This is a genomic window from Echinicola pacifica DSM 19836 (assembly GCF_000373245.1).
Classification (GTDB): domain Bacteria; phylum Bacteroidota; class Bacteroidia; order Cytophagales; family Cyclobacteriaceae; genus Echinicola; species Echinicola pacifica.
In genome coordinates this window covers 39393-62069 of record NZ_KB890741.1, presented here as the reverse complement: position 1 = coordinate 62069, position 22677 = coordinate 39393, and the positions used below count along the sequence as shown (strand labels likewise).

Below are 22677 nucleotides of genomic sequence, written 5' to 3'. Positions count from 1 at the left end.
CCTAATAGGCTTTGGCAAACAAAACTCTTCCACTAGAAGGTTTACCGCTATATACACAGCTTCCTTCTTCTTTTTGCTGGTCCAGAGGGATGCAGCGAATGGTGGCTTTGGTAAGTTCCTTGATTTTATTCTCGGTCTCAGAGCTTCCATCCCAATGAGCAGAAATAAAACCACCTTTTTCCTCCAATACCTTTTGGAAATCATCCCAGGTATCCACAGAAGTCGTATTGTCCTGTCTAAACTGAAAAGCTTTCTGATAGATCCCTGTTTGGATTTCTTCCAAAAGCTCAGGGATAAAGGTTTTCAAATCCACCTCATTAAGGTTGACCATTTGCTTGCTGAGCGTATCACGTCTGGCTACTTCTATCGTATTATTGGCTAGGTCACGTGGTCCTAGAGCGATTCTGACAGGAACGCCTTTAAGTTCGTATTCAGCGAATTTCCAACCTGGCTTGTAGGTATCGCGATGATCAAAATGCACAGAGACGCCGAGAGGCTTCAGGGCATTCAATATCTCATGCGCTTTAGCTTCGATGGCATCCAGCTCCTCATTACTTCTGTAAATAGGTACGATGACCACCTGAATAGGTGCAAGTTTTGGAGGAAGTACCAGGCCATTATCATCCGAATGAGCCATTATTAAGGCGCCCATTAGGCGGGTACTCACGCCCCAGGAAGTACCCCAGACTAGCTCTAAGCCCCCTTCTTTGCTGGCAAACTTCACATCAAAAGCCTTGGCAAAGTTTTGCCCCAGGAAATGGGAAGTACCAGCTTGCAAAGCTTTACCGTCCTGCATCAGGGCTTCAATGCAATAGGTTTCTACAGCACCTGCAAATCGCTCGTTTTCACTTTTGATCCCTTTCACCACTGGTAAGCCCATAAATTCCTCAGCAAACTGCGCATAGATATTCATCATCAGCTCGGTTTCTTCAATGGCTTCTTCTTTGGTAGCATGGGCAGTATGCCCTTCCTGCCAAAGAAATTCTGCTGTTCTCAAAAATAATCGAGTACGCATTTCCCAGCGCACCACATTGGCCCACTGGTTTATCTTAAGGGGAAGGTCACGGTAAGATTGAATCCAGTTTTTATATGTACTCCAAATCACCGTTTCAGAGGTGGGTCTTACGATCAGTTCCTCCTCCAGCTTCGCCTCTGGATCAACGATTACGGATTTACCATCTTCACTATTTTTCAGCCTGTAATGGGTCACCACGGCACATTCTTTAGCAAAACCCTCGACATGGCTTGCCTCTTTGCTGAGGTAGGATTTGGGAATAAATAAAGGGAAATAAGCATTAGAATGACCTGTTTCTTTGAACATCCGGTCAAGCTCTTTTTGCATATTTTCCCATATGGAATAGCCATAGGGTTTGATGACCATACAGCCACGGACGGCAGAATTCTCCGCAAGGTCAGCTTTTTTTACTAGTTCGTTGTACCACAGTGAGTAATCTTCGCTCCTTTTTGGCAGTCCTTTGCTCATGAGTATGTTTGTTGTTATGAAAAAACTCTTTAACTTTCGTACTTGTTTGGGGAGCAAATATAAATCAAAAAAATATAACCCTCCTCCCAAGTGCACGTATATAGTGTTACGAGTTGTAAACTAATTTATTATGAAAAGAAATACTACATATCGTTATCTGGCTGTCCTTGCCGTACTGGGGCTGGCATCTTGTAGCAGCAGCTACTCTGCCATGCAAGGTGAAACAGATGACCTTTACTTTATGGCCTCTGATGACGCCATCCCAACTAACCATGCGGTAAACAATAACACTCCGGACAACTTCAGCCAGTACACTGAGGTTCAGAGCACTCCGCAATATCAGCAAGAAAGCTTTTCAGCCAAAAATGTAAACCCTGAGTATGTAGCCAAGTATCAAGTTCAAAATGATACGGTCCCTCAGGATGATTACGTTTATTTTGATGAAAATGCAGTAGCCTCTTCCGCCACACAAACCACCGGCGAAGGCAATGTGAATGTCTATAATAATTTCTACGGCTATAATAATCCTACAGGCCCAAGTTATGCTTCAAACTCATGGTTTATGCCATCGTTTAGCATGATGTATAGCCCTTATGGATTCTATCCTAGCATGGGTTTTGGATTTTATGATCCATTCTTTGGCCCATCATGGGGTTATAGACCTGGGTTCAGCATGTCCATTGGTTTTGGATTTGGTTTTGGATACGGTATGGGTCGCCCTTACTCTCCTTATTATTATGATCCTTTCTATGGCCCTAGATATGGCTATGGTGGTGGTTATTATGGATATGGTAGCCCAGTGATTATTAATAATAATATTTACACTGGAGAAGGTCGTCAAATCGTACAAGCCTCTAGATCAAGCAGAGGTTCCGCTTCTCCTACGAGAGCCATTAGTAGTCGCTCTGCAGCTAGCCCAAGCACTTCACGGGCAATCGCCAGAAATAGCGCCGTGAGCCGTGTGGATAATAACAGATCTAGCAGAGATTTTAGTAGATCGGAAAATGATTATCTCAATGGTCGTAGCCGAGTAACCTCAGCGAATACCACAAGAAGATCAACCAACTCTGCCACCATGTCTCGCCCTAGAAGCAGTACTGATCGCAGCAGAAGTGCTTATACCCCATCTAGCAGCACCAGAGCCACGAGCAATGCAACTCGCTCAACCTCTACCAGCAACGCAAACAGCAGATCAAGAAGCGCAACAACTTCTCCATCTTATAACACAAGAAGTACCACTAGAAGCAGCAGCTATACCGCTCCTACTAGAAGCACTAATACTTATACTACACCATCCAGAAGCAGCAGCAGTAGCAGTAGAAGCTATACGCCTAGCAGCAGTTCATCTTCATCGTCTTCCAGGAGCTCAGGAAGCGTAAGCAGAAGTTCTGGAAGTTCAAGAAGAGGGGGGAATTAATCCCCCTTTTTTTACCACTTTTTCAACCTTCACCGTTAATTAATCATACCACTTATCAGGAAGAAACAGCAGCCATCTCTGGCTGAATGGAAAAGTATTATACAAAAATGAAGAAATCCTTTAAAGTCACCCTACTAGCATTGCCATTTATGGCTGGCCTGGCGATGATATCAGCGCAAGGACAGACCTTCGACGATGCACTACGATATAGCCAATATAACGCCACCGGATCCGCAAGAATCATGGGCATAGGCGGAACGCAGTTTGCCATAGGCGGAGATGTTTCCAATATCTCCGGTAACCCCGCAGGTCTTGGATTCTTTAGAAATTCCCAGGTTAGCTTCACTACTAATTTTGAAAACTGGAATTCAGATTCCTATTTCATGGGGCAGAAACAGTCCGATAGTGACTTTACCTTTTCCCTGCCGAATGTAAGCGCCGTATTTGCTAAAACCAAAAACCCCATGAACACCGATTCATGGAGAGGTCATTCCTTTGGAATCAGCTATAATAGATCTAGCAATCTTAACAATCAGTTTGGTTATTATTCCAATATCGAAAGCCCTACCTCGATTTTAGACTACTATTCCGCAGAATATAATGCTACTCAAGAACCACCAATAGGTGATCCAGCAGGCTTGCCTCTGGATGTCGGGCTGATTGTTCAGGACGGAAATATATTTAGACCCTCAGATTATACTTATAATATCAATGATGACGGCAGCGTAAACTTTGATAGCCCCATCGCTCCCTATCAGGATGAGATGATCATCACTGAAGGAAATACTAGCCAGTTTACCTTCGCTTATGGAGGCAATTATGACAATAAGTTATTCATTGGTGGCTCTGTGGGTATTACCTCTGTCAATTTCACCTCTCACAAAACCTATGGTGAGGACTTTGTAGATAATCATAATTTCCAAGCTACCGCCTTCAATATTCGCGAGAACCTAAATCACAGCGGTTCTGGGGTGAATCTAAATATAGGCTTAATATACAAGCCTATAGATCAGATAAACCTCGGCTTCACCTTTAGCTCTCCTACCTGGATGCAATACCAGGAAGGCTATGACTCTGATATTGTCGCTGATTTTTATGACCTGGATGGCAACTTTGACTATGGAGAAGAAGCCTATAGCAATTATTATAATCCAATCTATAAGTTAAGAACTCCCTTAAAATTGAGTGCTGGAGCGGCTTTCTTTCTGAATAAAAATGGCTTCATTTCTGCTGATATAGATTATCTGGATTATTCTACCATGCACCTTTCTGCCAGGTCTTTTAGCCTTAATGATGAAAACCAATTCATACAAAACACGGCTACCAGCGTGATCAACTACCGCGTGGGTGGAGAATGGAGAATCAATATCTTCAGATTGCGAGCAGGAACAGCCTTCTATGCTGATCCCTATAAAGACAGTGCTAATGATAGAAGCAAAACGCAGTACTCTGGTGGTATCGGGGTGAAGCTAGCGAAAATGTCTATTGACTTAGGATTCGTTCATAGCCAGTTTGATACCTTCTATAGAAGCTATCCAACTGCCGACTTATTGACTACAGAAAACACCGATATTCAAGGCCTACTTACCTTTGGCTTTAATTTCTAAAATAACTCATCATTTCTGATGAAAGATGCTCAGTGGATATATCATCTCCGCTGAGCATTATTTTTGCCTGTCGGTAAAACTCTTCCCTTCCAGTAAGCAGATCCTGCAATTTAAGGGTAATTTCCGCTGTATCTAGGCCCTTAAACATTGGCCGCTTACTAATCTCATCCTTTGTCAACCTTGCTAATAGTTCATCAAGACTAACCTCTAGGTAAACGGATACAGCAGAGGCATTAATAAGGTTAATATTATCATTGAAACAGGGCGCTCCCCCTCCTGTTGAAAGCACCATCCCTCCAGGGAGGCCCAGAAGTTTCTGTAAAACCTTGGTTTCCAGATTCCTGAAATACCCTTCACCTTTTTCCATGAAGATGGTTGGGATATCGCTTCCCTCCTCCTTGACCAGTTCGGCATCAAGGTCATAAAAATCAAAGCCCAGCTGGCTGGCCACGGCCCTTCCTAAGGTGGATTTGCCACTTCCGGGCATACCCATCAAAACTATCTTTACTGCGTCAATCATCTATTTTATTATATCAAGAACTTCTTCCGGAGAAGGTGCATTATTAATATGATATTTCTCGATCACGGTACCTTCCGCCAAGACGATCAGACCCGGGTTTGACCTGATCATAGTCTTCAGGACAGTCGCATCACCATAAAACGATGGAACCTGCCACCCATGCTCCTGGAGCAAAGCTTTGGTTTGCTCTGCCGAGGCGGCACTTATTACCCAAGTCTCGATTCCATCAATATTCATCAGTGCATCTAAGGCATCGAGTTTATCCCGATTCATCTTCTCAAAACTACTGATACATACCAATAGCTTATTCCCTTGGAGTGCCTGCTCAGTAAAATCTCCCTCGTCATTCCAAATCGCAAAATCTGATATCTTTGGTAAAGCCTCTGGGTTTTTAAGTTTCATATCTACAAACTCATAACTTTCATCTGTCGGGTATTCATCCAGAATAAGCTCCTCCCCCTCTTTTTTCATGATATAGCTATATTCCAGAACTCCAGAGGGTAACATTCCTTTCTGAATATTCACTCCATTCTTATAGGCTCTAAAATCAATGAAAGGCAGATTACGAATCGCAATAATGGATAAGATAAGAGATAATACTAGAGAGGAAACTACGATCACACCTCTAAATCCCCCTTGATGGTCTGCCAACTTTTTCTGCTGGAGAAATAATACCCCAATCATCACTACAAGGATTATATCTTTGATAAACGACTCCCAGGGAGTCAGTTTTATAGCATCCCCAAAGCAGCCACAATCTGTCACCTTATTAAAATAAGCGGAATAAAAAGTCAGAAAAGTAAAGAAGATGATCAATGCTAATAAGAGACTTAAGGTTAATTTTTTGCGATAATTAAGGAGCAGCATAACTCCTAAGCCCACCTCTAATACGATAAGTATGACGGAAATCGATAGAGAAAAAGGTTTCAACCACTCAAAGGCAGGCGCAATATCATGAGCGAATACCTCAAAATATTCCTCCATCTTGATGGAGGTTCCTACAGGGTCATTCACTTTTATTAATCCAGAAAAAACAAATAGGCCACCCACTAAATAGCGGAAAATATGGAGCAATACCTTCATCAATCGGTTATTTAAAATTCAACTTAATCAAACAAAACACAGAATAATTGATCATATCCTGATAGTTGGCGTCTAAGCCTTCGGATACTATAGTTTTGCCGCTATTATCTTCGATTTGCTTTACTCGATATAGCTTCATCAGGATAATATCGGTCATGGAGGAAACCCGCATATCTCGCCATGCTTCATCATAATCGTGATTTTTATTCTCCAGTAAACTTCTAGTATTCTCGACCCAATGGTCATAAAGAGGCTCCAGCTCGGCATAGGTAAGTTCCATACGATCATCCCCCAAAAGCTCCATCTGAATAAGAGCCATGAGGCAGTAGTTGATGATGCCAATGAACTCATCCTGAATGGGATCTTCGACCTTTTGAGTCCCTTTCTCTTGGATAGACCTGATGCGCTGCGCTTTAATAAAAATCTGATCCGTAATAGACGGAAGCCTTAAAATTCGCCAGGCTGTACCATAGTCAATGGTTTTCTTCTTAAAAAGTTCTTTACAAAGGGTGATAACTTGATTATATTCGCTTACAGTTTGCGTTTTCAAAGCAATAAATGGTTTTTAGATGAATAATATTCCCAGCGATACTTCCCAGATCGAAGATAGCTTATTTCCCACAAAAATAACACTTCAATCGAAAGGAAAGCTATTTCTGCTCGATGAACCTTGGGTAATGGGAATAATTAATATTACCCCTGACTCCTTCTATGCGGGCAGCAGGGTAAACCCACACACTGAGCAACTATTACGCAGTGCGGAGAAGCAGCTGCTGGAAGGAGCAAAGATTTTGGATTTAGGAGGCTACAGCAGTCGCCCAGGTGCAAAGGACGTCAGTACAGCGGATGAGCTGCATAGGATCATACCGGCTGTGAAGCTGCTAAAAAAAGAATTTCCCGAGGCCCTTCTATCCATCGACACTTTCCGCCACCAGGTGGCTGGAGAGGCGGTCAGCGCAGGTGCCGATATCATCAATGATATTTCTGGCGGCGAATTGGATCCGGAGATGATCCCTACCGTAGGCAAAATGGAGGTCCCTTATGTATGCATGCATATGAAAGGCAATCCCCAGGACATGCATGAGAAAACGGACTATATAGACCTGGAAAAAGAAATTTTATTCTTTTTTAACAAAAAACTGAACCAATGTCGACAAGCTGGCATTAAAGATGTAATACTTGACCCAGGTTTTGGCTTTGCTAAATCTCTAGATCAAAACTATAGGATTCTTAAAAATTTATCTTATTTTAAGAATATTAAATGCCCTATATTAGCAGGAGTATCAAGGAAATCTATGATTTACAAAGTTTTGGAGATCACTCCTGATGAAGCCTTAAATGGTACTACTGCACTGAATATGGCTGCACTGATAAATGGGGCTTCCATATTGAGAGTACATGATGTAAAACAAGCGTTAGAAACTATTAAACTATATAAACAAATTTACCCTTGAATCTACTTTTTAAAATAGGATTCCTTGACATTTCGATGGTCAACATAATAGACATTTCGCTGGTAAGCGTGCTGATTTATCAGGTCTATAAGTTGATGCGTGGAAGTGTGGCCATCAAGATTTTCTTAGGTTTTTTGTCAATTTACCTGGTTTACCTCGTAGTAAATGCCGCCAAGATGGAGCTTTTATCCAGTATTCTTGGGCAGTTTATGGGCGTTGGGGTGATCGCAGCTATTATTCTATTTGCCCCTGAAATCAGGAAGTTTCTCCTCATCATCGGTAGAAGTTCGATTTTATCAAATGAAAATGTTCTTCAAGAGCTCCTTTTTTGGAGAAAAAAAGAATCCAATGCCTTTAATATCACTCCGATCATTGACGCCTGCAAAAGTCTATCCGGTACCAGTACCGGCGCATTGATGGTGATGTCTAGAAATTCAGAGCTAAAATTCTATGCAGAAAGTGGTGATCTTATTGATGGGATGGTTTCTAAGAGGCTTTTGATAAGCATCTTCAATAAATACAGCCCGCTCCATGATGGCGCCGTAATCATCTATAATGGCAAAGTCAAAGCAGCAAGGTGTATCTTGCCCGTTACCGAAAAAGAAGTGCCTGCTCAATTTGGCCTTCGTCACCGCGCAGCTATAGGCATGTCAGAAGCTACCGACACCTTGGTACTTATCGTATCCGAAGAGACAGGGCAGGTATCTATGGCTAAAAATGGAAATATACTTCACAACCTATCCTTTCAGGAGGTCCGTGAAATCCTGAATAACTACCTTACTGGACAGGATATTGACGAGAAATTTGACTTTCTCAGTCCCTTTGAAAGCAAGAAATTTAAGCAAAGGCCAGCGGAAGCCTAAATAAAAGACAGGCTGCTAAAACATTAAAAGCAGGCCTTCTATCATTTGATGATGGAAGGCCTGCTTTCTTTTTATTCAGAATGATACCTCAGTATTGCTAAGCTGCTGAATCATGATCTGCTAATTCTTAATTGATTACTCCTAACTCCTTGCCAACTTCCACAAATGCCTTGATAGCGGTATCAAGGTGTTTTTGCTCATGGGCAGCAGAAATCTGAACTCTTATCCTTGCCTGCCCTTTAGGGACTACTGGATAATAAAAGCCAATCACATACACCCCTTTTTCCAATAACTTCTCCGCCATTTTCTGCGAAAGCGCTGCGTCATAGAGCATAATAGGCACTATCGGGTGCTCCCCTGGCTTAATATCAAACCCAGCTGCAGTCATTTCTTTTCTAAAATAAAGGGTATTTTCCTCCAATTTGTCTCGGAGCTCAGTGGTTTCGGAAAGCAAATCAAACACCTTAATTGAAGCACCAGTAATGGAAGGAGCTAGGGTATTAGAAAATAAATAAGGTCTGGAACGCTGGCGCAAAATATCAATAATCTCTTTTCTCCCTGAGGTAAATCCTCCAGAAGCTCCGCCTAGGGCCTTACCCAGGGTGCCAGTGATGATATCCATCTTCCCCATCACTCCTTTGAGCTCATGGACACCTCTGCCAGTCTTACCAACAAAACCTGTACTATGGCATTCATCAGACATGACCAGCGCATCATATTTCTCAGCCAGTTCCACTATTTTATCCAATTGAGCAACGGTACCATCCATAGAGAAAGCCCCATCAGTCACAATTATCTTCACTTTTGCACCTTTAGTATTAGCCTCCTGCAGTTGTGCTTCTAGGTCCGCCATATCATTATGCTTATATCTAAATCGCATGGCCTTACATAGACGAACGCCATCAATAATGGAAGCATGATTTAAAGCGTCAGAAATAATCGCGTCATCAGGCCCTAATAATGGCTCAAATACACCACCATTGGCATCAAAGGCGGCAGCATACAAAATAGTATCCTCAGTCCCTAGAAACTTAGATATCTTCTCTTCTAGTTCCTTGTGAATATCCTGAGTACCACAGATAAATCGAACGGAAGACATCCCGTAACCATGGCTATCGATCGCGGCTTTGGCCGCCTCTATTACCTTGGGGTGACTAGAAAGCCCCAAATAATTGTTAGCGCAGAAGTTTAGGACCTCCAAACCCGCTTCAGTGGTAATTTCTGCACCTTGGGGAGAGGTAATTACGCGCTCGTTTTTATACAAACCAGCCTCTTTAATTTCTTTCAGTTCCTTTTCTAATCTAGGTTTTAAACTTTCGTACATAGCATATTTGGATTTTAATTCGTATCATTATAGCTGAAAAGCTTTCATATAAAAGTAGTCCAAAATATTTACAATTGGTAAAAATGAATTTACTAATTTTGTTTTACACTGAATAAGACATTATTGGTCGCCTAATAAGGAGGAAAGTCCAGGAGTTACAATTATATAAAGTAAAAGCTCATGATTCAGCATGAGTTCATTGCTTAGGAGCATTTCATAGTTAGGAAAATAGTAAATCTATATTCATTTAGACATCCCCAAATATAAGAAAGTCCTGAAGTGCATAACTTGAGGTTTACAGAGATTATGGAAAGAATACTCATCACAGGAGCTGCTGGCCAATTGGGCTCCGAGCTTACCAGAACTTTGGCAGATATCTATGGTGGAGAGCAGGTAGTCGCCACTGATATCAATGCCAAGTCCGCTCATAAATTTGACTATTGCCAATTTAGGACCTTGGACGTAATGGACAAAGAGGCTATAGCTAGTATGGTGGAGACTGAAAAAATCACCCAGGTATATCACTTGGCAGCGATGCTCTCAGCTACTAGCGAGAAGAACCCTCTGATGGCCTGGAAGCTGAATATTGACAGCTTATTGAGCATATTGGAACTCGCTCGAACCAGCGGCTTAAACAAAATCTATTGGCCTTCCTCCATTGCCGTCTTTGGCCCCAATACTCCCGCAGTCAATACTCCGCAAGACTGTATCATGGATCCTAACACCGTATATGGCATCTCGAAACTTGCAGGAGAAAGATGGTGTCAATACTACTTCGAAAAATATGGGGTGGATGTGAGGAGTATTAGGTACCCGGGTTTAATAGGATATAAGTCTCTGCCTGGTGGCGGCACGACCGATTATGCCGTGGAAATTTTCCATAAAGCCTTAGCTGATGAGCATTTTGAATGCTTCTTGGAGGAAGACACCTCCCTTCCGATGATGTATATGGAAGACGCAATCCAAGCGACGATTCAGCTTATGCAAGCCCCGGCTTCTCAGGTCACGGTGCGCTCCAGCTATAATCTTGGTGGTATAAGCTTCACCCCGGATGATCTTTATCAGGCAATCAAAGTTCATCATCCAAATCTCAGTATTTCATACCATCCGGATTTTAGACAAAAAATCGCCGATACCTGGCCGGATAGCATTGATGATAGCATCGCTCAGAAAGACTGGGGATGGAAGCATAAATTCGATTTGGAAACAATGACTAAGGAAATTTTAGCTAATTTGCCTGCTCAATTGGCACATTTCAAATAAACTAATATGAGCAATCGTTTTCCAACTATCCTGATCCTCTTCAGCTTGCTAATCTGGAGCTGTGACTCTCCCACTTCTGAGACTACCAATGAAGGAGTCAGCACGGCCGATGCCCCCGCTGAACCCGCAGACAAGGCCTTAGAAACCGAGTCAGCAAAGTGGTACAACTATGAGGGGAACCTCCCTTGCGCCGACTGCAGCGCTATCAAGACTACCTTGCAACTGGAGAATAGTCCCGGTAAGACTTCTAGGGAGTACATTCTGGAGGAAGTATATATGGAAACGGCTGATGGAAATCGTAAATTTCAATCCACAGGTAAATATGAGGTCAGCTATGGCCTGGAAGGACACCCTGGCGCAATGGTGATCAGCCTTTTGGATGACCAGGGCCAAAAAATCAGACACTTCATGCAAGAAAATGATACCAATAAATTAACTCAATTGGACCAGGAAGGTATGCCGATAGAATCCGAATTGAACTATAGCTTGGTATTGATTAAATAACAAATATAAGTCTAGAAAAACATTTTTCATCTCGTGATAAAATCAAAAAAGGAGAACCAATAGATGGTTCTCCTTTTTTGATTTTTGACTAAAGATCTATGTATTATTTGCTCTGAAGGATAACTTCCGGATCAAGGCCCACAGATATCATTCCACTAGGATAAACAATCAAAGGTCTTTTGATCATACTGCTATGGCTTGCCAGAAGAGGCACAGCGGTCTTAGCATCCTCCAAGTGCACTTTTTCTTCCTCGGATAACTTCCGGAAGGTGGTGCCTCTTTTATTCACCACTTTCTCCAGGGCTATCGAATCCAAAAAACCATTGATCAGTTCTTCAGAGGGAGGATTTTTCTTATAATCAATAAATTCGTAGGCCACATCATTTTCTTCCAAAAGACGAAAAGTCTTTTTCATGGTGTCGCAATTTTTGATTCCATATACTTTGAGCACAGTCTTCGGCTTTAGGGATGACACATAAATTCCATAATTAAAGAGATAAGATCTCTTTTAGGGATTCTTCATTCGCCTGAAGAATATGATTGATCTCTTTATCTTTCAATGCAGTGCTAAGGAAGAGACTTTCAAACTGAGAAGGAGGAAGGTAAACGCCTCTTTTAAGCATGGCCTGAAAATACTTTCCAAACAACTCTGTATTTGAGGATTTTGCGGTTTCGAAATCTATCACTTCCTGATCCGTAAAAAACAGGCTATACATACTTCCCAGATGAGTCATAGTATAGCTTAAGCCTAGCTTCTCCAACGATTTTTTTACGCCAGTCACTAAGCGTGTACCGATGGTCTCCAGCTGCTCATACACCTCTGGGTGGTCGTTAAGATGGTCTAGCATCGCCATCCCGGCAGCCATAGCAATGGGATTCCCGGACAAGGTACCTGCTTGGTAAACGGGTCCAACCGGAGATACATAATCCATAATTTCCTTTTTGCCTCCATATGCGCCGACAGGCATTCCTCCACCGATAATTTTCCCCATGGTAGTAAGGTCAGGAATAACGCCAAAACGCTCTTGAGCACCTCCTGCAGCAAGGCGGAAACCTGTCATCACCTCATCAAATATCAATAGGATTCCTTCTTTGTCGCACAGGCTTCGTAAGCCTTCCAGAAAACCCTCTTTTGGCAAAACCAAACCCATATTCCCTGGAACAGGCTCTAAGATTATTGCAGCAATTTCCCCCTTATTAGCCTCAGCAAGCTGCTTTACTGCTTCAAGGTCATTATAAGGAGCGAGCAAAGTGTCCTTTGCCGTGCCAGTGGTGACCCCTGGGGAATTGGGAGCTCCCATGGTAATCGCACCCGAGCCGGCAGCGATCAAAAATGCATCTCCATGGCCATGGTAGTTACCTTCAAATTTGACGAATTTATCCCTACCTGTATATCCACGGGCAAGGCGAACGGCAGACATCGTCGCTTCTGTACCCGAGTTTACCATTCTTACTTTTTCTATGGATGGCACCATCTGGACGATTCTCTCAGCGATATGCACCTCTCTTGCTGTTGGCGCGCCAAAAGAAGTTCCATTTTCCATGGCTTTGATTATGGCTTCCTTAATTTCAGGATGATTATGACCAAGGATCATGGGCCCCCAGCTATTGATCAGCTCAATGAAGGCATTATCATCTTCATCATATAAATAGGCTCCATCTGCCCGCTTGATAAACAGGGGATCACCCCCTACGGCCTTGAAAGCCCTAACGGGGGAATTAACCCCTCCAGGAATAGAATGCTGAGCTTGGGAAAATAACGTCTTACTTTTACTGATATTCATGAAGTCAATTATTTTATTTCGATGAGTTTTCCTTTTTCCATTTTCAATACCGGCACATAGCGATTGGAATGGCTGTTTCCAAAATCCACCCCATAGCCTAGGCCACCAGTAGAATAGCCCCTCTGGTTTAAGTTCTTTTGGAAATCAAAGCCTTTGTTCGGGTTTATGGTGCTTGCCACCCATGAGGTCACATCGTATCCGATATAAGTGTTCGGACCAGGATAGGATTTATATTGTTCGTAGAATTTGGCTCTAAACTCCTCTGTTTCTGGATTATCAAAATTCACCATATTATTACCTAAATAATTAATATTGGCATCATCAAGCATCTCGAAATTGGCAAAATTAAAATACAACCAGCTGTCCATCACAAAGATGGGAACGGTGGTGCTGAGAGATTCCATTAGCGCAAGTGAAGGAGATGCGATATAAGGATCATCTGAGAAGATCACCACTTGATCCACTTTGGCGGTCATCCCAGGTTTCATGCCCGCACTTTCTAGGAAGCCTCGAATATTGCTGGAAGTCACTTTCTGGTTCAAGATAACCTGGTAGCCTTTTTTCCGCGCCTCATCTGCAAACTGGCTAGCCATCAACTCATCTCTTGAGGAGGCTGAGTAGGCCAAAGCTATGCGATTACCTTTCAGGTGCGATTTGGAATGAGCCAAAATCTTGTCCACAATAATTTCGGTGGAAGGTCTAAATAAGTAAGCGTATTCACTAGATCCTAATGTGGTACTGATATTAGAAAGGGGATTGATAAAGGGAATCTGATGCATATCTGCAAAGGTGGCCACCAGCTCTGTTTCCTCCGGATATATCGGGCCAATAATTATATTAGCCTGTTTAAAAAATGGATCCTGAAGTACTTTTCTGACCACATCATCTTTTCTCTCCGTGTCAAAAGTACGAACATTGATTTGGAGCCCTTTAGCTTTGGCTTCTTTCACCGCTAGTTCTATCCCTTGGTAAAGTTCAAACACAAAGTTATTAGACTTCAATCTTTTCACTCCCGATCCACCTTGATAATTAAATGGCAAAACCACGGCAATATCTAGGGTATTATTCTCCACTTTCTGCCAAGTTTGCTCTGTGCTTCCATCACCCGCCAGGTCCCTTTGATTAAGGTCATTAAGAATCTGCTTTTCGTTGGTGGTAAGAGAGGATTGTTTCAGTAGTAATTCTTTCAAAGCCAAGCTATATCCCTTATTGGACTGGTATGAGGGGAAATTGGCCACTAAAAGGCTCACACTGGCATTTTGACTGAGGTATTGATAAGAAGCCTTCGAGGCTTCTTCTTGGACCTCCGGAGATTTGATCTGATTGATTTGTTTTAGTCCATCTATGGCCTTGTTTTGGGCAAAATAAGATTGAGCCAATAGGAAATAAGCATCATCTTCCTTTTCCCATTTATAATTATCGATCAACTCCTGGAGGGTTGCCTGAGCCAGTTGGTATTGGTTATTCTTATAGGCTGCTCGCGCAAAGTGATAACGAGCATAAAGGGCCAATTGACCATAATTCTTGTAATCAAGATAGGGTCTCAACTCTTCCATAGCCTGCTGGGTCTGCCCGCTATCGATTAGTCTTACAGCGGAACTATAGCCCTTACCCGTCTGCTGCGCCGAAGCTGCAGTAGCAAAGAAGATCATGCAAGCGAAGAAAAGAAAATGTATTTTTTTCATAAGTATATCTACAATCATTTTAAAGTCAGAAAAGATCCTTGCTGTCTAATCTTCAAGATCACCTCCACCGTGGAGCGTCCAAAGAATCCGATACGGAGCCTATTCCTGAGGGACAATTCAAATTTTATTCCTTTTTTCAGATGGACTACGAATTTAAATGATTTTGACTCAAAAGCCCATAAAAAAAGCCTGATTTACATCAGGCTTAATTCATTATTCCCATTCGATAGTAGCCGGTGGCTTAGAGCTAATATCATATACTACTCTATTTACCCCTTTTACTTTATTGATAATTTCATTAGAAATCTTACCTAAAAACTCATACGGCAGATGCACCCAGTCAGCGGTCATGCCATCCACGGAAGCTACAGCCCTTAAGGCCACCACTTTCTCATAGGTCCTTTCGTCTCCCATAACCCCTACAGATTGTACAGGCAGTAAGATCGCTCCGGCTTGCCATACCTCATCATATAACTTATCATCTTTCAAGCCTTGGATGAAGATATGATCCACTTGCTGAAGTGTGGACACTTTCTCCGGAGTAATATCCCCCAAAATCCGAATCGCTAATCCCGGTCCCGGGAAAGGATGTCTTCCAACAATGGCTTCAGGAATCTGCAAGGCACGCCCCACTTCCCTTACTCCATCTTTAAACAAGGTATTCAAAGGCTCCACCACTTTCAACTTCATAAAATCTGGAAGGCCGCCCACATTATGGTGAGATTTGATGGTCGCTGAAGGTCCATTTACGGATACTGACTCGATCACATCGGGATAAATCGTACCCTGCCCTAACCACTTCACGCCTTCAATCTTATGTGCTTCATCATCAAACACCTCGATAAAGGTGTTTCCTATGGCCTTGCGCTTATCTTCAGGGTCGGTTTTCCCTGCCAAGGCATCATAAAAACGCTGAGCAGCATCGACTCCAATCACATTAAGTCCCAGGTCCTTATAGGAATGAAGCACTTCTTCGTATTCATTCTTTCTCAATAACCCATTGTCCACAAACACACAAACGAGGTTTTCGCCTATGGCTCGGTGAATCAGGGTCGCAGCAACAGAGGAATCTACACCTCCGGAAAGCCCCATAACCACCTTATCATTACCCAGCTTTTCTTTGAGCTCGGCGATGGTGGCATCTATAAATACATCAGAGGTCCAGTCCTGGCTACAGCCACATATCTGGACTACGAAGTTTCTTATCAGGTTTTTACCTTCTACAGAGTGCGTCACCTCAGGGTGAAATTGAATCCCATAAGTATGCTCATTTGGCACCTTAAAAGAGGCAACCTTTACCGATGAAGTACTGGAGATCACTTCCCATCCCTCAGGAAGTTCTTTGATCGTGTCACCATGGGACATCCATACCTGGGAGCCATGCGTCACTTCATGAAACAAATCATTATGCTTATCTATAAAATTCAGATTGGCGCGGCCATATTCTCGGATTTCTGAAGGAGCTACTGCTCCACCATACTTCTGTGCGAGAAGCTGAGAGCCATAACATACGCCCAAAAGAGGGAGTTTGCCTCTGAATTGATCAAGGTCAAGGTCTGGAGCACCATCATCTTTTACCGAGCATGGGCTGCCCGAAAGGATTACTCCTTTGATGTCTGAGGTGATTTCAGGAATGTTATTATAAGGGTGGATTTCACAATAAACGTCGAGTTCTCTAACTCTCCGTGCGATGAGCTGTGTGTATTGCGAACCAAAGTCAAGAATGAGTATCTGTTCTGCCATGCGCAAAGGTAATCACACTTACATTAATGGAAAAGCGCAACCCAAAAATTTCGAAATTATATTTGGAAAAAAAATATCCTTAGCCAATTCCATACTCATACCTCCCAGGCCATTTCTCAACCTGATTCTCAAAATCAGTCATCACAAATCTATGTCTTAAACCTAATCTATCTATTATAGCTTTTCCTCATTACTTTTAAAATCACGGCTAAAAAAGCTCGAAAAAAGCCTGCCTGAAAGTGCATTTCGGCATTGCTTGTTATTGTAATGGAAGATGTATTACTTTTATCAAAAAAATATTTAGTCTTGAAGGGGGAATTAGAAATCATCAATAATATCAGAGAAGGAGACGAGAAATCGTTCCAACTGCTATACCATGATTATTCTCCCAAGGTATATAATACCGCCCTAAGTTATACCAAAAGCAAGGAGGCTGCGGAGGAAGTCTGTCAGGATGTATTTATGAAGATTTATAAGAACGCCAGGCAATTTAAGGGCGAGTCCAGCCTCTCCACATGGATCTACCGCATCACGGTCAATACCGCCCTCAATCATCTCAAAAAGAACAAAAGGTTCTCTTTTTTCAGGACCGAACTTAAGGAGAAGGATAAGATTGACTTTGAGCATCCCGGCGTTCGTCTGGAAAATAAAGATTTATCTAAATTCCTCTTTAAGGCAATGGATACCTTACCGGAGAAACAAAAAACGGCCTTTATTCTTAGCTTTATAGAAGAGCTTCCGAGGCAAGAAGTCGCCGATATAATGGATCTAAGCCTGAAGGCTGTGGAGTCTCTATTACAGCGGGCAAAGAAAAATATGAGGCCGGTATTGGAAAAAATCTACCCCAACCGAAGGAAAAATTAATTAGCGCTGTCTAAGGAAACAAATGACTATAGGTAATCATGGAAAACGATAAAGAAAAATGGATTGAATCGGTCTTTTCAAGTATGGAAGGCAGCCAAAGGGCCCAGCCCAGCCCAGAGCTATTTGACAAGATCAGCGAGCAGTGCTTTACCCCTGAAAGGAAACTCAGTCCTTTTCAGTGGAAGGCCTCTGTAGCGGCTGCCGCAGCAATCATAATCATGAATACTTTTGCCTTTATCCAAAGCATTGACCAAGCAAAAGTCACCAATACGAGCCCCTCCAATACTGAGGAACAATCGCTAATTTCAAATTATAATTATTACGAATAATGACTCAATATCAACTATATAAATATGGAGCTATCGGCTTATTGATCATTAATATCCTGATGATAAGCTTCTTTTTCATCACTCGACCAAGCGCGCCCCCTATGCCAATGGGCCATGGTACCAATGCCGTGGATATCCTCCATTTATCCGAAAGCCAAAATCAGGAATTTCTGACGCTAGCAAAAAGCCATCAACAACTAATGCGTGAGCTGGATGGAGAAAAACGGGAACTACTTAAGCAGTATTTCGCCACGCTCAATACCAAAGATGAGGCATCATCAGAGGCGCTTTTATCTCATATAAAAGAAATAGAAGGCCAAAAAACTAAAAAAACTTTCCAACACTTAGAGGAGGTAAAATCCATCCTCAATGAGGATCAGAAGGCGATTTTCCCTGAATTCATGGATCAGGTTCTACAAATTATTTTAGGAAATCAACATAAAAACCCTGCCCCACCGAAGGATTTTTAAATGATGAAGGTCTAAAGGAGAAATTACTAACCTAATAATTTCTTTTATGAACCTTTCTAAAGCATCCCTTTTGATCCTGCTCCAAGTGAGTCTTAGCATGTGTGCATGTGATACTGACAATAATGCAGAAATGGATAATTCAGGTGAGCTACATCCAGCTTTTGCGGAATTTGACCAGGAAAATTTCACCATTTATCTCGATGGAAATAATGTGGTCATCGAATCCAACGGAATGCCAAACCACACCTCGCCCTACTGGTCAAATACTACGGAAAGATCCACGACAGATCCAATGGGAAATCAGATGGTCACTGAAGCAAAGGCAGAAAACCACCCGCTATTTGTGGAGCCCACCGTGACTTCCTTTGCCAGTATGGCCCCTGGCAATATTGATGATTTCAATGGATCCTATACCTTACGAGTGCCTGCCACGCCCGCCCTGGCAAGCTCCAGCTCCTCCACCGGCCTAGGTCCAATCGGGATAGCTATCAGCGGTGCCATGATTTATAATGACGAAGAAGGCCCCAATGTACCTTTAAACGACGCTGTGCCTTCTCTAGATTATTCTGCCGCACATACAGGCCCTCAGAGTTATCACTATCATCTGGAGCCACACGCCTGGTCTGAGGATGATGACACATTGATCGGGATCATGTCAGACGGCTTTTTCCTTTATGGTAGAAAGTGCCATTCTACCGCAACTTATCCCAGCGACTTGGATGAATCAGGAGGGCATATCTCCACCACGCAGCATGCAGAAGTGGCGGAATATCATTACCATATCCAAAATGAGCTTTTCTTAGGATCATTCTATTTATTATTCCCGGGCAACTATCAAGGAACACCTAATGCAATTCAATAGATTAATATTGATTTTAATCCTCCTAGCCTTTGGCTGCTCGGATCCTGGATATCTGGGATCCGGCAGTCCAGAGGCGTCGCAGGAAGTAGTGGCAGACTCGCTGCAGCTATATGCCAATGAAGGCTTGGTATATTATCAGGGAGCGCCATTCTCGGGCATTTCGGTTGCTTATTATCCTGACGGAACCAAGGCCGTTTCCATCGAATACAGTGAGGGCAAAAAAGAAGGAAAAGAATATCGTTGGTTCGAAAATTCCTTATTGAGCTATGAGGCGAATTATAGCCAAGGCAAAAAAAATGGAGCATCCCATACCTGGTGGCGCAATGGCCAGATGCGCTCCTCTTCACATTTCAAAGAAGGAATAGCCAATGGCACCCAGAGACAATGGTATGCCTCCGGAGCAAAATTTAAAGTCATTCAAATTCAAGACGGGAAGGAACTAGGTTTACAGCAATCATGGAGAGAAAATGGCAAAATCTACAATAACTATGAAGTGAAAGATGGGCGTATTTTCGGACTCAAACGATCTAAATTATGTTTCCAATTAAAAGATGGTGAACTCGCTGATTTATGATAAAACATACCGCAACGCTACTACTTATTATGGTCTGTCTATCTTGCAGCAGCCCTTCTAAAAAGGAAGCCAGTAATCCCAAAAATACACTTCCCTACTATTCGGAAGCCAGCTTCACCCCTATCTGGCTGGACTCCGACGATCCTGCAGTGAACCAATTGCATCGTATCCCGGAATTTAGTTTCACTAATCAAAATGGAGATACTATCAGCGAAAAAGACATGGTAGGAAAAATCTATATCGTGGATTTCTTCTTTACCAGCTGCCCGGGAATATGCCCAAAGATGACCTCCAATATGGCCATTTTACAAGAGAAATTCCTCGCTGACCCTAGGGTATATCTATTGTCTCATTCGGTAACCCCCGAAATGGATTCAGTACCCGTACTTAAGGAATATGCAGAAAGAAATGGAATTCTCGCCGAGAAGTGGAGCTTACTCACGGGGGATCAACAGGAAATATATCAGCTGGGAAGGCAGTCCTATTTTGTGGAGGAAGATTTAGGCTTAGAAAAATCCTCCACAGAATTTCTTCATACCGAAAATTTCGTCTTGATAGATACAGAAAGGCATATCAGAGGGATCTATAATGGCCTTAATACCGCTTCTATCCAACAGCTGATCGCAGATGTCAACACTTTGGGACAAGAACTTGTGGAAGAATGATTGACTTTCGACAATTTTCTTCTCATCAGAATCACTGACTTTGAGGATCCTACCCTTAAGCCACAGATTAGTTAATTGATTTTAAACTCCCGAATTCCAGAATCTTTAGTCATTACTTGGATGATTTTTTCAGCTCCTCTGGTGATCAACTTCAATTCCAAAATCTGATTGGAGGCATTGACGGTGACCTCATTCTTTGCATCGAAAGTACCATGAGTTTCCAAGGCGGAAAGGAAATAGTGTTTACCCTCACTTTGAGTCCTAAGGACCAGCCCCCTTTCATTCCTCAGGCTGAAATCTGGATCATGTGCCCCCAGCTCCACAAGTATCAACTTATCATCGCTGTCCGTCTGGCTGCTCCAGGTATAAAATCGATCATTCAATAACCAAGTAAACTGAGTCAATTCAGCATTGGCCTGTGCCTCACCCAAATTCCATAAATGCTCATAACCCTCAGCATTTCCTAAAGGTTTAAGCTGATTTTGGTGCGCCTGAATTGGGCTATTCAGATGAATGAATTGGCCATTAAAGTACAAGGGCAAGTCATATTGATGCGCTTCTTCTGATTCCACTTCAAATAAATCCAGAACCAGTGGATATTCAAAGGCCTCATCCTGCACCAAGGCCATGGTCCGAATAAACTTCACTCCAGGGTAAACTTCCGCAAGCTCAGCGCTGGCGACCTGTAAATTGGGCTCAGATACATCATAAAGAATCTCGGTAGGATAGGCCGCAGAGGCGACCTTATATTTCCCTTCAAAGTGACTTTTCTCATCCACCACCACGGTAGTATGGGCAATGGATTGCTTTGCCCAGGTGTTGTTCTCCTTCAAGTAATGGCCGCCGTATTTTGCCTCAATATTCAAGAACCGAGCGGCTCCATAATCACGAATCACCTCATTGCCATTGTCATAAAAAAGCCAGGTAAGCTTATCAAAATGCCCATGCCCCATACCCTGAGAAGTGTACTTATAGATCAAGGCGGCATCGTCCTTACTATTGGCTGAATATGGCCGGAAAATGGCTAATCCTCCTTCTTCGCCTTCTTTTCCATCTCTAAATCGGATCGAATTATAATCATAAGGAATGGCCTCCGACTTCGTAAGTGCTGCCATCGTCTCAAATCCAGCATCTATGGGAGCAAAACTCCCCTGATAAGCGGCAATGGAAAGTAATCTCGGATCTCCAGTTTCCTTATAGGCAATATCTATCCCAAAAACCATCTCCGAAGTTGTAAGATTCTTTTCCTTTAGCGCATCATTGATAGGAAAGAAATGACCATTATACGTAAGATCAATCGCCGCGTAGATGGCTTTGATCAAAATTCCATTTCTATATTCAAATATTTCCAGATCGGGATTATTATTAGCGATAGCCTGAGCAAAAACCACAAAAGGCATAAGCGCATATCGCTGATAGTAGGGCCCTTCAGTATAATATCCATCCGGTGAAAATAGCTGATTGAGCTGATTCAGAAAACCTCCTGAACCATCTGCGGCGCTGCCCTTGAGTGCCATTTGTACCCAATCGTCCTCCTCTAAGCTATACCCTGCCATCCCCACAGCCGCCAGCGCCCAGGTTCCATGGTTATGGATCTTATTAAAAGTCTCCTCACCATCCACAGAAAGAAAGTGAACATAGGGCTCAAAAAGCTCGGTCTTTAGATATTCTCTTTCCACAGGGCTTAGGTACGACTTGATCGCATCAAAACCTTGAACAGAGTACACCAACCAAACCGCATCATTCAGGCTCTGCCAAAATAGCTTGCCCGGCGTTTGCTCTTTTTTCTCAGGGTGCAAAGGCAGGCTTTTATACATAGCGGCATAGGCATCCAATAATTGCTTGCAATGCTCCGCATATTTATCTTCGCCCGTAAGCTTATAGAGCACTCCTGCCTCAAAAATCGCCTTTTGGTTTGCTTTATGCTGCTCATGAGTATAGCCTCCACCAGCATCTTTGGGTAAAGGAACCTGGAGGGGCTGAGCTATCAGCTCGGCCAAGTTCCTCTTCATCTTCTCGATCTGAGTCAGGGCCTTGGGCGAGCGCTTAGCCAATTCGGTATATAAGTCCCGCCCAGATTGCGTCAAAAGCAAGTGACTTTCCGCTGAAGGAATAGCTCCCTGACCAAAGCTCGCCCCTATCGATAGCCAAAGCAATAGCGTCCAGGCAACAGCATAGTGCAT

The 22677-nt window shown here is 42.8% G+C and carries 22 protein-coding genes; 12 read left to right on the top strand and 10 right to left on the bottom strand.

Annotated elements, in window-relative coordinates:
- Position 1: 1 nt before the first annotated feature.
- A complete protein-coding gene (gene proS, locus B050_RS0109520) occupies positions 2-1483 on the bottom strand; it encodes a proline--tRNA ligase (protein WP_018473687.1) in 1482 nt (493 codons plus the stop codon).
- 130 nt (positions 1484-1613) lie between these two features.
- On the opposite strand from proS, the gene B050_RS0109515 reads away from it, so the two are divergent.
- The gene (locus B050_RS0109515; RefSeq protein WP_018473686.1) at positions 1614-2900 is read left to right on the top strand and encodes a hypothetical protein; all 1287 of its coding nucleotides are present in this window, start codon (positions 1614-1616) and stop codon (positions 2898-2900) included.
- A 107-nt stretch (positions 2901-3007) separates the two neighbouring features.
- Positions 3008-4507 (top strand): OmpP1/FadL family transporter, encoded by a 1500-nt coding sequence (locus B050_RS0109510; protein ID WP_044202210.1) that lies wholly within the window; start codon positions 3008-3010, stop codon positions 4505-4507.
- Here B050_RS0109510 and B050_RS0109505 read toward each other — a convergent pair.
- Genes B050_RS0109505 through B050_RS0109495 form a run of 3 tightly spaced genes read right to left on the bottom strand, consistent with a single transcriptional unit; the run spans position 4497 to position 6660 of the window.
- Positions 4497-5027 carry a shikimate kinase gene (locus tag B050_RS0109505; RefSeq protein WP_018473684.1) on the bottom strand — a complete coding sequence of 177 codons (531 nt, stop codon included), beginning with the start codon at positions 5025-5027 and terminating at the stop codon, positions 4497-4499. The genes B050_RS0109510 and B050_RS0109505 overlap by 11 nt on opposite strands.
- Positions 5028-6110, bottom strand: a complete 1083-nt coding sequence (locus B050_RS0109500; protein ID WP_018473683.1) for a BT_3928 family protein — start codon at positions 6108-6110, stop codon at positions 5028-5030.
- Positions 6111-6117: 7 nt separating this feature from the next.
- Positions 6118-6660 carry a DUF1599 domain-containing protein gene (locus tag B050_RS0109495; RefSeq protein WP_018473682.1) on the bottom strand — a complete coding sequence of 181 codons (543 nt, stop codon included), beginning with the start codon at positions 6658-6660 and terminating at the stop codon, positions 6118-6120.
- Positions 6661-6679: 19 nt separating this feature from the next.
- Between B050_RS0109495 and folP the strand changes: the two genes are divergently transcribed.
- Together folP and cdaA are read left to right on the top strand one after the other, a co-directional pair.
- Positions 6680-7564 (top strand): dihydropteroate synthase, encoded by an 885-nt coding sequence (gene folP / locus B050_RS0109490; protein WP_018473681.1) that lies wholly within the window; start codon positions 6680-6682, stop codon positions 7562-7564.
- Entirely contained in the window at positions 7561-8427 is an 867-nt protein-coding gene (gene cdaA / locus B050_RS0109485; protein ID WP_018473680.1) for a diadenylate cyclase CdaA, read from the top strand. The genes folP and cdaA overlap by 4 nt, the downstream gene beginning before the upstream one ends.
- A gap of 127 nt (positions 8428-8554) precedes the next feature.
- Here the strand turns inward: cdaA and kbl are convergent, their stop codons facing one another.
- The gene (gene kbl, locus B050_RS0109480; protein ID WP_018473679.1) at positions 8555-9751 is read right to left on the bottom strand and encodes a glycine C-acetyltransferase; all 1197 of its coding nucleotides are present in this window, start codon (positions 9749-9751) and stop codon (positions 8555-8557) included.
- 306 nt (positions 9752-10057) lie between these two features.
- Here kbl and B050_RS0109475 point away from each other — a divergent pair, with 306 nt between their 5' ends.
- Positions 10058-11014: an NAD-dependent epimerase/dehydratase family protein gene (locus B050_RS0109475; RefSeq protein WP_018473678.1), complete on the top strand. Its 957-nt coding sequence runs from the start codon at positions 10058-10060 to the stop codon at positions 11012-11014.
- A gap of 6 nt (positions 11015-11020) precedes the next feature.
- Positions 11021-11518, top strand: a complete 498-nt coding sequence (locus tag B050_RS0109470) for a copper resistance protein NlpE (RefSeq protein ID WP_018473677.1) — start codon at positions 11021-11023, stop codon at positions 11516-11518.
- Positions 11519-11621: 103 nt separating this feature from the next.
- Here the strand turns inward: B050_RS0109470 and B050_RS0109465 are convergent, their stop codons facing one another.
- The 4 genes from B050_RS0109465 to guaA all read right to left on the bottom strand — a co-directional run bounded on the left by B050_RS0109465 (position 11622) and on the right by guaA (position 16730).
- Positions 11622-11969, bottom strand: coding sequence for a Spx/MgsR family RNA polymerase-binding regulatory protein (locus B050_RS0109465; protein WP_018473676.1), 348 nt, complete (start codon positions 11967-11969; stop codon positions 11622-11624).
- A gap of 37 nt (positions 11970-12006) precedes the next feature.
- Positions 12007-13302, bottom strand: coding sequence for a glutamate-1-semialdehyde 2,1-aminomutase (gene hemL, locus B050_RS0109460; protein WP_018473675.1), 1296 nt, complete (start codon positions 13300-13302; stop codon positions 12007-12009).
- 8 nt (positions 13303-13310) lie between these two features.
- Entirely contained in the window at positions 13311-14987 is a 1677-nt protein-coding gene (locus B050_RS0109455; RefSeq protein ID WP_026235766.1) for an ABC transporter substrate-binding protein, read from the bottom strand.
- A 213-nt stretch (positions 14988-15200) separates the two neighbouring features.
- Positions 15201-16730: a glutamine-hydrolyzing GMP synthase gene (gene guaA / locus B050_RS0109445; protein WP_018473673.1), complete on the bottom strand. Its 1530-nt coding sequence runs from the start codon at positions 16728-16730 to the stop codon at positions 15201-15203.
- Between the two features lie 306 nt (positions 16731-17036).
- Between guaA and B050_RS0109435 the strand changes: the two genes are divergently transcribed.
- Genes B050_RS0109435 through B050_RS0109410 form a run of 6 tightly spaced genes read left to right on the top strand, consistent with a single transcriptional unit; the run spans position 17037 to position 20494 of the window.
- A complete protein-coding gene (locus B050_RS0109435; protein ID WP_229802495.1) occupies positions 17037-17594 on the top strand; it encodes an RNA polymerase sigma factor in 558 nt (185 codons plus the stop codon).
- A 38-nt stretch (positions 17595-17632) separates the two neighbouring features.
- Positions 17633-17923, top strand: coding sequence for a hypothetical protein (locus B050_RS0109430; protein WP_018473670.1), 291 nt, complete (start codon positions 17633-17635; stop codon positions 17921-17923).
- Positions 17923-18393, top strand: a complete 471-nt coding sequence (locus B050_RS0109425) for a hypothetical protein (RefSeq protein ID WP_018473669.1) — start codon at positions 17923-17925, stop codon at positions 18391-18393. Before B050_RS0109430 ends, B050_RS0109425 begins: the two co-directional genes overlap by 1 nt.
- 46 nt (positions 18394-18439) lie before the next feature.
- Positions 18440-19255: a YHYH protein gene (locus B050_RS0109420; protein ID WP_026235764.1), complete on the top strand. Its 816-nt coding sequence runs from the start codon at positions 18440-18442 to the stop codon at positions 19253-19255.
- Positions 19242-19829, top strand: a complete 588-nt coding sequence (locus tag B050_RS0109415; RefSeq protein ID WP_018473667.1) for a toxin-antitoxin system YwqK family antitoxin — start codon at positions 19242-19244, stop codon at positions 19827-19829. Before B050_RS0109420 ends, B050_RS0109415 begins: the two co-directional genes overlap by 14 nt.
- Positions 19826-20494 (top strand): SCO family protein, encoded by a 669-nt coding sequence (locus tag B050_RS0109410; RefSeq protein ID WP_157492676.1) that lies wholly within the window; start codon positions 19826-19828, stop codon positions 20492-20494. The genes B050_RS0109415 and B050_RS0109410 overlap by 4 nt, the downstream gene beginning before the upstream one ends.
- Positions 20495-20565: 71 nt before the next feature.
- Here B050_RS0109410 and B050_RS0109405 read toward each other — a convergent pair whose 3' ends face one another.
- The gene (locus tag B050_RS0109405; protein WP_018473665.1) at positions 20566-22677 is read right to left on the bottom strand and encodes an alginate lyase family protein; all 2112 of its coding nucleotides are present in this window, start codon (positions 22675-22677) and stop codon (positions 20566-20568) included.

Excerpts from the sequence above, each read along its gene's own strand:
- B050_RS0109515 (WP_018473686.1), top strand. The coding sequence starts at position 1,614 with ATGAAAAGAAATACTACATATCGTTATCTGGCTGTCCTTGCCGTACTG.
- B050_RS0109475 (WP_018473678.1), top strand. The coding sequence starts at position 10,058 with ATGGAAAGAATACTCATCACAGGAGCTGCTGGCCAATTGGGCTCCGAG.
- folP (WP_018473681.1), top strand. The coding sequence starts at position 6,680 with ATGAATAATATTCCCAGCGATACTTCCCAGATCGAAGATAGCTTATTT.
- B050_RS0109425 (WP_018473669.1), top strand. The coding sequence starts at position 17,923 with ATGACTCAATATCAACTATATAAATATGGAGCTATCGGCTTATTGATC.
- B050_RS0109410 (WP_157492676.1), top strand. The coding sequence starts at position 19,826 with ATGATAAAACATACCGCAACGCTACTACTTATTATGGTCTGTCTATCT.
- B050_RS0109420 (WP_026235764.1), top strand. The coding sequence starts at position 18,440 with ATGAACCTTTCTAAAGCATCCCTTTTGATCCTGCTCCAAGTGAGTCTT.
- B050_RS0109405 (WP_018473665.1), bottom strand. The coding sequence starts at position 22,677 with ATGCACTATGCTGTTGCCTGGACGCTATTGCTTTGGCTATCGATAGGG.
- guaA (WP_018473673.1), bottom strand. The coding sequence starts at position 16,730 with ATGGCAGAACAGATACTCATTCTTGACTTTGGTTCGCAATACACACAG.
- hemL (WP_018473675.1), bottom strand. The coding sequence starts at position 13,302 with ATGAATATCAGTAAAAGTAAGACGTTATTTTCCCAAGCTCAGCATTCT.
- B050_RS0109500 (WP_018473683.1), bottom strand. The coding sequence starts at position 6,110 with ATGAAGGTATTGCTCCATATTTTCCGCTATTTAGTGGGTGGCCTATTT.
- B050_RS0109470 (WP_018473677.1), top strand. The coding sequence starts at position 11,021 with ATGAGCAATCGTTTTCCAACTATCCTGATCCTCTTCAGCTTGCTAATC.
- kbl (WP_018473679.1), bottom strand. The coding sequence starts at position 9,751 with ATGTACGAAAGTTTAAAACCTAGATTAGAAAAGGAACTGAAAGAAATT.
- B050_RS0109510 (WP_044202210.1), top strand. The coding sequence starts at position 3,008 with ATGAAGAAATCCTTTAAAGTCACCCTACTAGCATTGCCATTTATGGCT.
- B050_RS0109430 (WP_018473670.1), top strand. The coding sequence starts at position 17,633 with ATGGAAAACGATAAAGAAAAATGGATTGAATCGGTCTTTTCAAGTATG.
- B050_RS0109415 (WP_018473667.1), top strand. The coding sequence starts at position 19,242 with ATGCAATTCAATAGATTAATATTGATTTTAATCCTCCTAGCCTTTGGC.
- proS (WP_018473687.1), bottom strand. The coding sequence starts at position 1,483 with ATGAGCAAAGGACTGCCAAAAAGGAGCGAAGATTACTCACTGTGGTAC.
- B050_RS0109505 (WP_018473684.1), bottom strand. The coding sequence starts at position 5,027 with ATGATTGACGCAGTAAAGATAGTTTTGATGGGTATGCCCGGAAGTGGC.
- B050_RS0109455 (WP_026235766.1), bottom strand. The coding sequence starts at position 14,987 with ATGAAAAAAATACATTTTCTTTTCTTCGCTTGCATGATCTTCTTTGCT.